Below are 14,179 nucleotides of genomic sequence, written 5' to 3' on the forward strand. Positions count from 1 at the left end.
ATGATCGGTAACTACAATTACGGCACCGGCCGTCGCAAGAGTGCAGTAGCTCGTGTGTTTATCAAAGTTGGCACTGGCCAAATCATCGTTAACGGCAAGCCAGCGGCTGAGTACTTCTCCCGCGAAACCGGCCTGATGGTTATTCGTCAACCACTGGAACTGACCGGCAACGTCGAGCGTTTTGACATCAAAGTCAACGTGCACGGCGGCGGCGAGTCCGGCCAGGCAGGTGCTGTGCGTCACGGCATCACCCGCGCCCTGATCGACTACGATGCAGCGCTGAAGGGCGATCTGGCACGCGCCGGCTTCGTGACCCGCGATGCACGTGAAGTTGAACGTAAAAAAGTTGGTCTGCGCAAAGCACGTCGCGCAAAGCAATTCTCGAAGCGTTAATTTACGCTATGGCGCGCCGCTTGCGGCGTGCTGTCGAAAAAGCCGCCGGCCTTGTGTCGGGCGGCTTTTTTGCTTTTTTGCCATTCGGTACTGTCATGCGCCTGTCGCGCATGGCTGATAAAATGGACTCCATTTCTCCACGCACTTATACATCGAAGGAACGAACATGATCAAAGTTGGCATCGTCGGCGGCACCGGTTACACCGGAGTGGAATTGCTGCGACTGTTGGCCGTCCACCCTGATGTGCAGCTGACGGCCATCACGTCGCGCAAGGAAGATGGCTTGCCGGTTGCCGATATGTTCCCTTCGCTGCGCGGGCGCGTGGACATCGCTTTCTCTTCGCCGGACAAGGCCGACCTCAAGCAGTGCGACGTGGTGTTCTTCGCCACCCCGCACGGCGTCGCCATGGCGCAAGCGCCGGAGTTGCTGGCGGCCGGCGTCAAGGTCATCGACCTGGCGGCCGATTTCCGCATCAAGGACAAGGCCGTCTTTGAAAAATGGTACAAGATCGAGCACACCTGCCCGGATCTGCTGGAAGAAGCCGCCTACGGCCTGGCCGAACTGAACCGGGACGCCATCAAGGGCGCGCGCCTGGTCGCCAATCCGGGTTGCTACCCGACCACGATGCAGCTGGGCTACTATCCGCTGCTCAAGGCCGGCGTGATCGACGCCGGCTCGCTGATCGCCGACTGCAAGTCCGGCGTCTCCGGCGCCGGCCGCAAGGCCGAGATCGGCACCCTGTTCTCCGAATCGAGCGACAACTTCAAGGCCTATGGCGTGTCGGGTCACCGTCACACCCCGGAAACCGTGGCGCAACTGCAAAAGTTCGCCGGCGACAAGGTCGGCTTGGTGTTCACGCCGCATCTGGTGCCAATGATCCGCGGCATGCACTCGACCCTGTACGGTCGTTTGACCAGGGAAGTGAGCAACGAAGCGCTGCAAGCTTTGTTCGAAGAGCAATACAAGGATGCGCCGTTCGTCGACGTCATGCCGTTCGGTTCGCATCCAGAGACCCGTTCGACGCGCGGCGCCAACGTGCTGCGCCTGGCGCTGCATCGTCCGGACAACGGCAACACCGTCATCGTGCTGGTGGTGCAGGACAACCTGGTCAAGGGCGCATCCGGCCAGGCCGTGCAGTGTATGAACCTGATGTTCGGCCTGGAAGAATCGACCGGCCTGACGCAGATCGCGTTGCTGCCGTAACACCAGCCTCAATCAGGCGTTGATATTTGCCACAAGACTCCCCATTTTCGAGGGGTCCGGAGCATAAACAACGCCAACGGTCTATAATGACCTAAATGTTTTCATGTAGGAGTCTGAAATGAATGCTGTCGCCGAATCACTAGTAGATGTAATCCCGTCGCCGATCATCTTCACCGATAGCGCGGCTGAAAAGGTTGCCCAACTGATCGAGGAAGAGGGTAATCCCGACCTGAAACTGCGTGTGTTCGTTCAGGGTGGCGGCTGTTCCGGCTTCCAGTACGGCTTCACGTTCGACGAAATCGTCAACGAAGACGACACCACGATGGTCAAGAACGGCGTCCAGCTGTTGATCGACTCGATGAGCTATCAGTACCTGGTGGGCGCCGAGATCGACTACAAGGACGACCTGGAAGGCGCGCAATTCGTCATCAAGAACCCGACCGCGACGTCGACCTGCGGCTGCGGCTCCTCGTTCTCGGTATAACCCGGTTCTGGCTGTACAACGCGGCGGACAACTTCGGTTGTCCGCCGTTGTCGTTTACATCAGTCAATCGAGTCAATCGGGGTCAAGTCTGTCATTCGGACACAGGCTCAGGCGTATTCTCGTCTTTACGCCTGGGTTCGTGTCCGAATGACAGACTTGACCCCGGAGGGGTTAGCGGGGGTAGAGCGCTCCCAGCACCCGCTCACCTTTCGCTCCGGTCACCGTCGGTAAATTCCCTGCCAGGCGCTCGCTGAAGCGGTAACCCAGCCAAGCGAACGCCAGGGCCTCCACCCGGTTCGGCGCCACGCCCAGGGCTTGCGTCGACGCCACCAGTACATTGTTGCCCAGCGCGGCGCCCAGTTCGCTCATCAGCACGCCGTTGTAGGCGCCGCCACCACAGACATACACCGCATCCGCGCCGCCGCCGTAGGCCTGTATGGCCCGCGCCAGCGAGACCGCCGTCAGCTTGGTCAGCGTGAATTGCACATCTTCCGGCGCGGCGTCGCCGTAGACGGCCAGCCGGGTGTCGAGCCATTCCAGGTGGAACAGGTCGCGGCCGGTGCTTTTCGGCGCCGGCAGCGCGAAATAGGGTTCGTGCAGCAACTCCTGCAGCAACTCGGGGATTTCCCTGCCGCTGGCGGCCCAGGCGCCGTCGGCGTCGTATTCCTTGGCCAAGTGGCGGCCGATCCAGGCATCCATCAAAACATTGCCGGGGCCGGTGTCAAAGCCGATCACGCCGCCTTCGCCGTCCAGCACGCTGATATTGGAAATGCCGCCGATGTTGGCCACCACGCGGGCCTGGCCGGGCTTGCCGAACAGCGCCTGGTGGAAGGCCGGCACCAGCGGCGCGCCCTGGCCGCCGGCGGCGATGTCGCGGCTGCGGAAGTCGGCGATGACGTCGATGCCGCACAGCTCGGCCAGCAGGGCGGGGTTGTTGGTCTGGCGTGTGAAGCCCAATTCGGGGCGGTGGCGGATGGTTTGGCCGTGGACGGCGACGGCGCGCACCGTGTCGGCCGCGCGGCCGGCTTCGTCCAGCAGCTGCGTGACGCACTGGGCGTAGAACTGCGCCAGCTGGTTGGCGGCCAGCGCCTCGCGCTCGATCTCGTTGTCGCCGGACGATTGCAGCGCCATCAGCTCGGCGCGCAGCGCCGGAGGAAAGGCGATGTAGGCCGCCGCCAGCGTGTCGATGGCGTCGCCGGAGAAATCGGCCAGCGCGCCGTCCACGCCGTCCAGGCTGGTGCCGGACATCAAACCGATATAGTGGGTCATTGTTGTTTCCTCAAGCTGAAAAAGCTATTTTGCCTGAGCTTGCGTGTGGTGTCGCACGGAACAAGCGTGCTGGGCGGAGCATTATGTGTCTAGGGCAAAAGAAACAGACGAAAAAAACAGGCCGGTGCGGCGGCCTGTTTCGGATGGAACGGTAGAGCGCGAAGGCTTATTTCGCTGCCACGCGGGTGCCGGTCGAGCCACCTGGTTGCAGCAGCGCGAAGCGGTGCGACATGTCCGCCGCGTACAACTTGAAGCGCGACAGTTCGGCGGCCGTCAACGGCGCCTGCGCGGTCACGTTGAGCTTGCTCGGGTCTTTGGCTTCGCCACCGACGCGGAACTCGTAGTGCAAGTGGGCGCCGGTCGACCAGCCGGTGCTGCCGACATAACCGATCACGTCGCCCTGGCTGACCTTGGTGCCTTTTTTGACGCCAGGCGCAAAGCGGCTCATGTGGGCGTAAGCGGTCGAATAATTGTTCCAGTGCTTGATGGTGACGAAATTGCCGTAGCCGTTTTGCGTGCCGGCGAAATCGACGACGCCATCGCCAGAGGCGCGAATCGGCGTACCGGTCGGCGCAGGGAAGTCGATGCCCTTGTGGGCTTTCCACTCGCCCGAGACCGGATGCACGCGCATCGAGAAGCCCGACGAAATCCGCGAGAATTCCACCGGCGACTTCAGGAAGGCCTTTTTCAGCGCCTTGCCGTCGAAGCTGTAATAACCGCCGCCTTGCTTGGTCTGCGGATCTTCAAACCATACCGACTGATACGTCGTGCCGCGGTTGGTGAATTCGCCCGCCAGGATGCGGCCCGCGCGAACAAATTCCCCATCCTGCCAGAACGTCTCATACACCACGTTGAAATGGTCGCCGCGCTTCAGGTCGCCCCGGAAGTCGATGCTGGTCGAGAACATCTCAACGATTTGCTTGACGATCGTGTCCGGCAGCTTGGTGCCGTCTTCGTTCGAATCGGTGGCTGCGAACAGGGTCGAGTTGATGGTGCGGGCATGCATCTCGACGCGGCGTTCCAGCTTGGCCGGCTCTTCTTCCGCGACAAAGCGGTCGTTCTTGCGGGAAATCTTGATGTTCTTGACAGGGATATCCTTGCCATCGACCACGACCGCGCGCAGCCATTGCAGATTGCCTTCATCGTCGGTCTGCGCCTGGACGCGTTTGCCCGTCTTCAGCTGCATGACGCCTTTGGCGACCTTGTCTTTTTTGATGAAGTTTTCGGCGGCGTCGTCTTCCACACCCAGGCGGGTGAGCAAGGTGGCCAGGGTGTCGCCAGCGCGGATGCGTTCTTCGTGGACGAAGTGTTCGCTGGACGATTGTTCCTCAAGTGCGTTGATCTGCGGCGTAAGATCCGGCATCGTGACGGCTTCCTGCACGGATTTCACCGGCAGATCGGCAGGATCCGGGGCCAGCGGCGCGACGCCGGCGGCACCGAACGCACACACTGTGAGGAACAGTGCCGAAGCGCTGACAATGCGCGCTTTGCGCGTTGAAGCTATCAGACTGTACAAGCGTGAGCTCGTGAATTTATGTATTTGGTTCATGCAATCAGTTAAAATTTGCCGCTTGAACTATTCAGGAACCTTTTATTTCTTCTAATTATTGTCGGGTTTCGTTTTCGTACGGCAAGATTGATGGATCGAGGATTATAACAAACTCCTGGCGCTGACTACCTTTTTTTGAAAAAAAACGCACAAAATATATGACTATCCCTTCTTCCACACCGCCGGCCTCCTCTAAAGCGCTGCCCCTGACCGACCGTGTACAAGAGGCGCTCGCCATCACCAAACGGGGTGTCGACGAGTTGCTGATCGAAAGCGAGTTCGCGCAAAAGCTGGCGCGCTCCGAGCAAAGCGGCGTGCCGCTGCGCATCAAGCTGGGCCTGGACCCGACCGCACCGGATTTGCACTTGGGACACACTGTCGTGCTGAACAAGATGCGTCAGTTGCAAGATCTGGGCCACCAAGTCATTTTCCTCATCGGCGACTTCACGTCGATGATCGGCGACCCGTCGGGCCGCAATATGACGCGCCCGCCGCTGACCAAGGAGCAGGTCGAACAAAACGCCATGACCTATTTCAAGCAGGCTTCGCTGGTGCTCGATCCGGCCAAGACTGAAATCCGCTACAACTCCGAGTGGTGCGATCCGCTCGGCGCGCGTGGCCTGATCAAGCTGGCCTCGCATTACACCGTGGCGCGCATGATGGAACGGGATGATTTTAGCAAGCGTTTCAAGGGTGGGACACCGATTGCGGTCCATGAGTTCCTCTATCCTTTGATGCAGGGCTATGATTCGGTCGCCTTGAAGTCCGATCTGGAGCTGGGCGGCACCGACCAGAAGTTCAATTTGCTGGTTGGCCGCGAACTGCAGAAGGACTACGACCAGGAACCGCAGTGCATTTTGACCATGCCGCTGCTGGAAGGTTTGGACGGCGTCGATAAAATGTCCAAGTCCAAGAACAACTATATTGGCATCACCGAGCCGGGCAATACCATGTTCGCCAAGATCATGAGCATTTCCGACGTGATGATGTGGAAATACTATGAGTTGCTGTCGTTCCGCTCGATCGCCGACGTCGCCGCGCTCAAGGCCGCGATCGACGGCGGCGCCAACCCGCGCGACGCCAAAGTGGCGCTGGCGCAGGAAATCGTCGCCCGTTTCCACTCGCAGGCGGCGGCCGACGAGGCGCTCAACGACTTCGTCAACCGCTCCAAGGGCGGCATTCCGGACGATGTGCCGGAAGTGTCGCTGAGCGGCGCGCCGGTCGGCATCCCGCAATTGCTGAAGATGGCAGGCCTGTGCCCCTCCACCTCGGAAGCGATGCGCATGATCGACCAGGGCGGCGTGCGCCTGGATAGCGTTGTTATCAGCGATAAAACGGTCAAGATCGAGGCCGGTACCTTCGTGCTGCAAGTTGGCCGACGCAAGTTCGCTCGCGTGACCCTGTCCGCATGATCGCGCTGCTGCAACGGGTCAGCGAGGCCAAGGTGGTGGTCGAAGGCGCCACCATCGGCGCCATCGGTGCCGGCTTGATGGTGCTGGTGTGTGCGGAACGCAACGACACCGAGAAGGACGCCGATACCTTGCTGGCCAAAATGCTGGGCTACCGCGTGTTTTCGGACGACGCCGGCAAGATGAACCGCAGCGTGACGGACGTGGCCGGCGGCTTGCTGCTGGTGCCGCAGTTCACCCTGGCGGCCGACACCAAGTCCGGCACCCGTCCGTCGTTCACGCCGGCGGCCGCGCCGGCCGAGGGCCTACGGCTGTTCAATTATTTTGTCGAGCAAGCGCGTTTGCGGCACACTGTGGTGCAAACGGGCCAGTTTGGTGCGGACATGAAAGTCACGCTGACCAACGACGGACCTGTAACGTTTTGGCTGCAAACCAGCTCTAAATAAAAACAGCCCGGGAGACGAGAGATGAAACTGTCGAGTGAGAGCTTTCGCGACGGCACCGCGATGCCAGCCGCCTGCGCCTTTGCCACCCTGGGCGCCGATGGCCAGTTGGCGTTGTCGGGCAACCGCAATCCCCAGCTGACTTGGACCGACGTGCCGGCCGGCACCGAATCGCTGGTGTTGCTGTGCATCGACGGCGACGTGCCGACCGACGCCACCGGCATCAACCGCACCGGCGTCACCTTGCCGGCGAGCATGCCGCGCGACGATTTTTTCCACTGGAGCCTGATCGATATCCCGGTCGGCCTGCACCAGATCGCCGAGGGCGCGGTGTCGGACGGCGTCGTGGCGCGCGGCAAGCCCGGTCCGGATGTGGGCCTGGATGGCGCCGCCCTGCGGCAGGGCGTCAACGATTACACCAACTGGTTTTCGGCCGACCCGGCGATGGCCGGCGACTATTACGGGTATGATGGCCCCTGTCCGCCGTGGAACGATGAGCGCGTCCACCATTATATTTTTCGCATGTATGCGCTCGATGTGCCGCGTCTGGCATTGGATGGGCGCTTCACTTGTATCGACGTGCTCAACGCCATCCACGGCCATATCGTCGATGAGGCGCAACTGATCGGCACGTACACCTTGAATCCGGCCCTGGCCGCCGAACCGGCCCGCAAGCCCAGAAAAAAGACCGCATGAACAACACGAATATTTTGCTGATCCGCCACGGCGAGACGGCCTGGAACGCCGTGCGCCGCCTGCAGGGCCATATCGACATCCCGCTCAACGCCGAAGGCGAACGTCAGGCCGGCGCGCTGGCGCAGGCGTTGGCCGCCGAGTCGGTCGACGTGATCGTCTCGAGCGACCTGCAGCGCGCCCGCCAGACGGCCCAGGCTGTTGCCGACCAGTACCACGGCGCCCAGGTGCACACCGACGCCAAGCTGCGCGAGCGCTGCTATGGCGTTTTCGAGGGCATGTTGTACACCGAAGTCGCGCAGCAATACCCGGCCGACTTCGCGCTGTGGCAGGCGCGCGATATCGACGCTGTGATGCCGCCGGGAGAGCGCGTGGCGGAGAGTTTCCGCCAGTTTTACGCGCGTGCCATCTCTGCCATTCGGGAATGGGCCGAGCGTCATCCGGGCAAAACCGTCGCTATCGTCGCCCACGGCGGCGTGCTCGAATGCGCCTACCGCGAGGCGGTCGGCATGCAGCTCGACAGCCCGCGCGATTTCCAGGTCAAGAACGCCAGCATCAACCGCTTCAGCTTCGCCGACGGGAAGTTAGCGCTAACTAGCTGGGGCGAAGTAGAGCACCTGAGCTTGGCCGCGATGGACGATGTGATCTGACCGCTCATAACGTTCAGGCTGCACATTTGCAGTTTTCATAAAAAATAGTGCTTATTATTTGAGCAGCCCTTCGGTTAAAATAGAAGGTTCCTTCTTCCCCATCAGGTATCGCCAGTGCAAATCGGCCCTCATTTACTGCGCAACAACGTTTTCGTCGCTCCCATGGCGGGAGTGACGGATCGGCCTTTCCGCCAGCTGTGCAAGCAGTTGGGGGCGGGGTATGCGGTGTCCGAAATGGCGGCCTCCAATCCGCGCCTGTGGGCGACGGAAAAGAGTTCGCGCCGCACCGACCATACCGGCGAAATGGAGCCGAAGGCGGTGCAGATCGCCGGCGCCGATCCCAAGGACCTGGCCGACTGCGCCCGCTTCAACGTCGAACGCGGCGCCCAGATCATCGATATCAATATGGGCTGCCCGGTCAAGAAGGTGTGCAACAGCTGGTGCGGCTCGGCCCTGTTGCAGAACGAGGCGCTGGTCAGGGAGATCGTCGAGGCGGTGGTCGGCGCGGTCGACGTGCCGGTCACCTTGAAATTCCGCACCGGCTGGAACCGCGAAAACAAGAACGCCTTGAGGATCGCGCGCATTGCCGAGGACGCGGGCATCGCCATGCTGACTTTGCATGGCCGCACGCGCGCCGACGGCTACACCGGCGACGCCGAGTACGACATGATCGCGGCGGTCAAGCAGTCCGTGGCCATTCCCGTGGTGGCCAACGGCGACATCACGACCCCGGAAAAAGCCAAATTCGTGCTCGATTACACCGGCGCCGACGCCGTCATGATCGGCCGCGCGGCGCAGGGCCGGCCGTGGATCTTCCGCGAGATCGAGCATTTCCTGCGCACCGGCACCCATCTGCCGTCGCCGTACGTCGACGAGGTGCGGGCGCTGATGGACGAACACCTGCGCGCCCACTACGCGTTTTACGGCGACTACCTGGGCGTGCGCACCGCGCGCAAACACATCGGCTGGTATGTGCGCGACCTCGAGGGCGGCGAGGCATTCCGCCAGAAGATGAATCTGCTGGAGTCCACCGACGAGCAACTGATCGCCGTCGACCAGTTCTTCGAATCCCAGTGGACTTACGGCGAGCGGTTACAATACCGCCTCCCTGAAGTTTTGCAAGCCGCATAAGAACAGCTAGCCAGTACTAAAAAAGTTATATCAGAAGGGTAAGCGCCTGGATCATGAGTCCCGGAGTGATTTACCAGCGTCAACAGATTATTGAGCGAACGACATCAAAATGAGCAAAGAAAGTATCCAGGAAGTAGTCCAGAAGAGCCTTGAAGATTACTTCAACGACCTGGGCGAGCAGCAGGCATCGAATATCTACGATATGGTCGTGCTGACCGTGGAAAAGCCGATACTGGAAGTGGTCATGACGCGCGCCGACGGCAACCAGTCGCACGCGGCGCAGATGCTGGGCATCAACCGCAACACCCTGCGCAAGAAACTGCAAGAACACGGCCTGCTGTAAACAGCGGCGATTTTTCCGGCATGGGCGGCTGGGAACGGCCGTTGGGCCGGTCCGCAATCCGATATCAACCCACCTAGCCTTTCATAGCCATGATTAAACAAGCTCTCATCTCCGTCTCCGACAAAACCGGTGTGCTGGACTTCGCCCGCGCGCTGTCCACCATGGGCGTCAAGATCCTGTCGACCGGCGGCACCGCCAAACTGCTGGCCGACAACGGCGTGGCCGTGACCGAGGTCGCCGACTACACCGGCTTCCCGGAGATGCTCGATGGCCGCGTCAAAACCCTGCATCCGAAGGTGCACGGCGGCATCCTGGCGCGCCGCGATTTCCCGGAGCACGTGGCCAAGCTGGAAGAACACGCCATTCCGACCATCGACATGGTGGTGGTCAACCTGTATCCGTTCCAGGCCACCGTCGCCAAGCAGGATTGTTCGCTGGACGACGCCATCGAGAACATCGACATCGGCGGCCCGGCCATGCTGCGCTCGGCGGCCAAGAACCACAAGGACGTGATCGTCATCTGCGATCCGTCGGACTACGGCGTGGTGCTGGCGGAAATGCAGACCACCGACAACGCGCCGGGCGTTGTCGGCTACGACACCCGTTTCAAGCTGGCCACCAAGGTCTACGCGCACACCGCGCAGTACGACGGCGCCATCGCCAACTACCTGACCAGCCTGGGCGCCGACCGCCAGCACGCCAGCCGCAACGCCTATCCGACCACCTTGAACGTGGCGTTTGAAAAAGTGCAGGACATGCGCTACGGCGAGAATCCGCACCAGTCGGCCGCGTTCTACCGCGACGTCGCCGCCACCGACGGCGCGCTGGCCAACTACCGCCAGCTGCAGGGCAAGGAACTGTCGTTCAACAACATCGCCGACGCCGATGCGGCGTGGGAATGCGTCAAGAGCATGGGCAGCTTCCAGCAAAGCGCCGCCTGCGTCATCGTCAAGCACGCCAATCCGTGCGGCGTGGCGCTCGGCTTCGACGCCGCCGACGCCTACAAGCGCGCGCTGCAGACCGATCCGACGTCGGCCTTCGGCGGCATCATCGCCTTCAACGTCGAGATCGACGCGGCCGCCGCCACCGAGCTGGCCAAGCTGTTCGTCGAGGTGCTGATCGCGCCGTCGTATTCGGCCGAGGCCAAGCAGATCCTGTCGGCCAAGCAGAATGTGCGTCTGCTGGAAATCCCGCTGGGCAACGGCGTCAACGCGATGGACTTCAAGCGTGTCGGCGGCGGGCTGCTGGTGCAGTCGGCCGATGCGAAAAATGTGCTGCTGACGGACCTGAAAGTGGTCAGCAAGCTGCAGCCGACGCCGCAGCAGTTGCAGGACATGATGTTCGCCTGGCGCGTGGCCAAGTACGTGAAGTCGAACGCGATCGTCTTCTGCGGCAATAACATGACCCTGGGTGTGGGCGCCGGACAGATGAGCCGTATCGATTCGGCCCGCATCGCTTCGATCAAGGCGCAGAACGCCGGCCTGTCGTTGACCGGTTCGGTGGTGGCGTCGGATGCGTTCTTCCCGTTCCGTGACGGCCTGGACGTGGTGGTCGACGCCGGCGCGACCTGCGTGATTCATCCGGGCGGCTCGATGCGCGACCAGGAAGTGATCGACGCGGCCAACGAGCGCGGCGTGGTGATGGTCTACACCGGTATCCGCCACTTCCGTCACTAAGCCGCCGCTCCCCGTAGGGCGGATGGGGTCGTGTCCGAATGACAGACTTGACCCCGCCGGAACATAAAAGCGCCCGCTAGCTTGCGGGCGCTTTCTTTACTGCATACAATCCATTAATGATAATTCTCGGCATCGACCCCGGCTTGCGCACGACCGGCTTTGGCGTTATTCGCAAGCAGGGCGCGAAGCTGTATTACGTCGCGTCGGGCACCATCAAAAGCGGCGAGGGCGGCTTGCCGGCGCGCTTGAAGGTGATCCTCGATGGCGTGGCCGAGGTCGCCCGCATCTATCAGCCCGAGTGCGCGGCCATCGAGCAGGTGTTTGTCAACGTTAATCCGCAATCGACCCTGCTGCTGGGCCAGGCGCGCGGCGCGGCCATTTGCGCGCTGGTGTCGGCCGAGCTCAGCGTGGCGGAATATTCGCCGACGCAGGTGAAGCAGGCCGTCGTCGGCACCGGCCGCGCGGTCAAGGCGCAGGTGCAGGACATGGTGGCGCGGCTGTTGTCCTTGCCCGGCCTGCCCGGCACCGACGCCGCCGACGCGCTCGGCATCGCCATTTGCCACGCCCACAGCCGCGAGACCTTGACCCTGATCGCCGGCGCCGGCAAGGGCACCAGCACCGCCAAGAGCGGTCCGCTGGCCGGCCTGCGCATGAAAAACGGCCGCCTGGTCGGCTAACTCCCCCTCATTTAAGAAGGCTACAACACGATGATCGGTCGTCTCTCCGGTATTTTGCTTGAAAAAAATCCGCCGCAACTGCTGGTCGAGTGCGCCGGTGTCGGCTACGAGGTCGATGTGCCGATGAGCACCTTCTACAACCTGCCGCACGTCGGCGAAAAGGTGGTGCTGTTTACGCACCAGGCGATCCGCGAGGACGCGCATTTGCTGTTCGGCTTTGGCAACGCCGAGGAGCGCGCCGTGTTCCGCCAGCTGATCAAGATCACCGGCGTCGGGGCGCGCACGGCGTTGTCGATCCTGTCGGGCATGTCGATTTCCGACCTGGCGCAGGCGGTGACGCTGCAGGAGTCGGGGCGCCTGATCAAGGTGCCCGGCATCGGCAAGAAGACCGCCGAGCGCCTGCTGCTGGAGTTGAAGGGCAAGCTGGGCGCGGACATCGGCGCCGGCGGCGGCCACGCGGTGCCCGATTCGCAGTCGGACATCCTCAACGCGCTGCTGGCGCTGGGCTACTCGGACAAGGAAGCGCTGCTCGCGCTCAAGACCGTGCCGGCCGGCAGCGGCGTCTCGGACGGCATCAAGCAAGCTTTAAAGGCGCTGTCCAAAGGCTGATTCGCTGGGATGAAGGCAGGGTAGAATCGCAGGTGGTGACAATAGATCGCCCCCCGCAACCGGCGGATGTTCCGTATAGCAAATCCAGACTTAACCAGGCAACCAGCACTCAATGAGCATCCAGACCGACAGCTTCACCGAACAGCGCATCATCGACGCGGCGCCGTCGTCGCCCAATGAAGAGGCGATCGAGCGCGCGCTGCGCCCCAAGCATCTCGATGAATATGTCGGGCAGGCCAAGATCCGCGACCAGCTGGAGATCTTCATCGCCGCCGCGCGCAACCGCAAGGAGGCGCTCGACCACACCTTGCTGTTCGGGCCGCCGGGCCTCGGCAAGACCACCCTGGCCAACATCATCGCGCGCGAGATGGGGGTCAACCTGCGCCAGACCTCCGGCCCGGTGCTCGAGCGCCCCGGCGACCTGGCCGCCATCCTGACCAACCTGGAAGCGAACGACGTGCTGTTCATCGACGAGATCCACCGCCTGTCGCCGGTGGTCGAGGAGATCCTGTACCCGGCGCTGGAGGACTACCAGATCGACATCATGATCGGCGAGGGCCCGGCCGCGCGCTCGGTCAAGCTCGACCTGCAGCCGTTCACGCTGGTCGGCGCCACCACCCGCGCCGGCATGCTGACCAACCCGCTGCGCGACCGCTTCGGCATCGTCGCCCGCCTGGAGTTCTACAACACCGAGGAGTTGACCAAGATCGTCACGCGCAGCGCCGCGCTGCTCAAGGCCAACATCGCGCCGGACGGCGCCGTCGAGATCGCCCGCCGCGCGCGCGGCACGCCGCGCATCGCCAACCGCCTGCTGCGCCGCGTGCGCGATTACGCCGAGGTCAAGGCCAACGGCGACATCACCAAGACCGTGGCCGACGCCGCGCTCGTCATGCTCGACGTCGACACCGTCGGCTTCGACGTCATGGACCGCAAGCTGCTCGAGGCGGTGCTGTACAAATTCGGCGGCGGCCCGGTCGGCATCGGCAACCTGGCGGCGGCCATCGGCGAGGCGGCCGACACCATCGAGGACGTGCTCGAGCCGTACCTGATCCAGCAGGGCTTCCTGCAGCGCACGCCGCGCGGGCGGGTGGCCACGCCGGCCGCGTACAAGCATTTCGGCGTGACGCCGCCGCGCACCAATCCCAACGGCGAACTGTGGGACCTGTGATGCAGATCTGGGTCGACGCCGACGCCTGTCCCGCCGTCATCAAGGACATCCTTTACCGCGTGGCCGAGCGCATGCAGATGCAGGTCACCCTGGTGGCCAACCAGCTGCTGCGCGTGCCGCCGTCGCGCTTTGTGCGGTCGGTGCAGGTGCCGTCCGGCGCCGACGTGGCCGACCAGGAAATCGTGCGGCTGCTGGCGCCGGGCGACCTGGTCGTCACCGGCGACATCCCGCTGGCGTCGGACGTGTTGAACAAGGGCGGGTACGCGCTCAATCCGCGCGGCGAGTTCTACACCAACGACAACATCGCGCAAATGCTCAGCATGCGCGCCTTCATGGACGAATTGCGCGGCAGCGGCGTCGATACCGGCGGCCCGGCCGCCTTCAGCCAGGGCGACCGCCAGAGCTTCGCCAACAGCCTGGACCGGCACCTGCGCAAATACGCCACCCCGCCGGGGGCCGCCCAAGGTCAGCAATAGTCCAC

Annotated in this window: 16 protein-coding genes; 14 read left to right on the forward strand and 2 right to left on the reverse strand. The window is 62.7% G+C overall.

Annotated features, from left to right (window positions below; translation table 11 throughout):
* From rpsI to erpA, 3 genes are all read left to right on the forward strand, one after another.
* Window positions 1-393, forward strand: coding sequence for a 30S ribosomal protein S9 (rpsI, locus tag AC0IYS_RS05355; RefSeq protein WP_008445137.1), 393 nt, complete (start codon window positions 1-3; stop codon window positions 391-393).
* A 166-nt stretch (window positions 394-559) separates the two neighbouring features.
* Entirely contained in the window at window positions 560-1,597 is a 1,038-nt protein-coding gene (gene argC / locus AC0IYS_RS05360) for an N-acetyl-gamma-glutamyl-phosphate reductase (RefSeq protein ID WP_471704199.1), read from the forward strand.
* A gap of 118 nt (window positions 1,598-1,715) precedes the next feature.
* Window positions 1,716-2,081, forward strand: coding sequence for an iron-sulfur cluster insertion protein ErpA (gene erpA, locus AC0IYS_RS05365; protein WP_090316908.1), 366 nt, complete (start codon window positions 1,716-1,718; stop codon window positions 2,079-2,081).
* Window positions 2,082-2,252: 171 nt separating this feature from the next.
* Here the strand turns inward: erpA and AC0IYS_RS05370 are convergent, their stop codons facing one another.
* Together AC0IYS_RS05370 and AC0IYS_RS05375 are read right to left on the reverse strand one after the other, a co-directional pair.
* Entirely contained in the window at window positions 2,253-3,350 is a 1,098-nt protein-coding gene (locus tag AC0IYS_RS05370) for an anhydro-N-acetylmuramic acid kinase (RefSeq protein ID WP_471704200.1), read from the reverse strand.
* A gap of 166 nt (window positions 3,351-3,516) precedes the next feature.
* Window positions 3,517-4,899: a peptidoglycan DD-metalloendopeptidase family protein gene (locus AC0IYS_RS05375; protein WP_471704201.1), complete on the reverse strand. Its 1,383-nt coding sequence runs from the start codon at window positions 4,897-4,899 to the stop codon at window positions 3,517-3,519.
* Window positions 4,900-5,057: 158 nt separating this feature from the next.
* Between AC0IYS_RS05375 and tyrS the strand changes: the two genes are divergently transcribed.
* From tyrS to AC0IYS_RS05430, 11 genes are all read left to right on the forward strand, one after another.
* Window positions 5,058-6,311, forward strand: a complete 1,254-nt coding sequence (gene tyrS, locus AC0IYS_RS05380) for a tyrosine--tRNA ligase (protein ID WP_471704202.1) — start codon at window positions 5,058-5,060, stop codon at window positions 6,309-6,311.
* Entirely contained in the window at window positions 6,308-6,754 is a 447-nt protein-coding gene (gene dtd, locus AC0IYS_RS05385; protein ID WP_471704203.1) for a D-aminoacyl-tRNA deacylase, read from the forward strand. The genes tyrS and dtd overlap by 4 nt, the downstream gene beginning before the upstream one ends.
* A gap of 21 nt (window positions 6,755-6,775) precedes the next feature.
* The gene (locus AC0IYS_RS05390; RefSeq protein WP_471704204.1) at window positions 6,776-7,447 is read left to right on the forward strand and encodes a YbhB/YbcL family Raf kinase inhibitor-like protein; all 672 of its coding nucleotides are present in this window, start codon (window positions 6,776-6,778) and stop codon (window positions 7,445-7,447) included.
* Window positions 7,444-8,094 carry a histidine phosphatase family protein gene (locus AC0IYS_RS05395; protein ID WP_471704205.1) on the forward strand — a complete coding sequence of 217 codons (651 nt, stop codon included), beginning with the start codon at window positions 7,444-7,446 and terminating at the stop codon, window positions 8,092-8,094. The genes AC0IYS_RS05390 and AC0IYS_RS05395 overlap by 4 nt, the downstream gene beginning before the upstream one ends.
* Before the next feature lie 114 nt (window positions 8,095-8,208).
* Window positions 8,209-9,225, forward strand: a complete 1,017-nt coding sequence (gene dusB / locus AC0IYS_RS05400; protein ID WP_471704206.1) for a tRNA dihydrouridine synthase DusB — start codon at window positions 8,209-8,211, stop codon at window positions 9,223-9,225.
* Between the two features lie 109 nt (window positions 9,226-9,334).
* Window positions 9,335-9,568: a helix-turn-helix domain-containing protein gene (locus tag AC0IYS_RS05405; protein ID WP_008445162.1), complete on the forward strand. Its 234-nt coding sequence runs from the start codon at window positions 9,335-9,337 to the stop codon at window positions 9,566-9,568.
* 89 nt (window positions 9,569-9,657) lie between these two features.
* A complete protein-coding gene (purH, locus tag AC0IYS_RS05410) occupies window positions 9,658-11,244 on the forward strand; it encodes a bifunctional phosphoribosylaminoimidazolecarboxamide formyltransferase/IMP cyclohydrolase (protein ID WP_471704207.1) in 1,587 nt (528 codons plus the stop codon).
* 116 nt (window positions 11,245-11,360) lie between these two features.
* Window positions 11,361-11,921 carry a crossover junction endodeoxyribonuclease RuvC gene (gene ruvC / locus AC0IYS_RS05415; protein ID WP_315212374.1) on the forward strand — a complete coding sequence of 187 codons (561 nt, stop codon included), beginning with the start codon at window positions 11,361-11,363 and terminating at the stop codon, window positions 11,919-11,921.
* A 30-nt stretch (window positions 11,922-11,951) separates the two neighbouring features.
* A complete protein-coding gene (gene ruvA / locus AC0IYS_RS05420; protein ID WP_471704208.1) occupies window positions 11,952-12,530 on the forward strand; it encodes a Holliday junction branch migration protein RuvA in 579 nt (192 codons plus the stop codon).
* A gap of 112 nt (window positions 12,531-12,642) precedes the next feature.
* Entirely contained in the window at window positions 12,643-13,698 is a 1,056-nt protein-coding gene (ruvB, locus tag AC0IYS_RS05425; protein WP_209725130.1) for a Holliday junction branch migration DNA helicase RuvB, read from the forward strand.
* Entirely contained in the window at window positions 13,698-14,174 is a 477-nt protein-coding gene (locus AC0IYS_RS05430) for a YaiI/YqxD family protein (RefSeq protein WP_471704209.1), read from the forward strand. The genes ruvB and AC0IYS_RS05430 overlap by 1 nt, the downstream gene beginning before the upstream one ends.
* The last annotated feature ends 5 nt before the right edge of the window (window positions 14,175-14,179 follow it).

It is taken from the genome of Duganella sp. AC237, assembly GCF_979254035.1.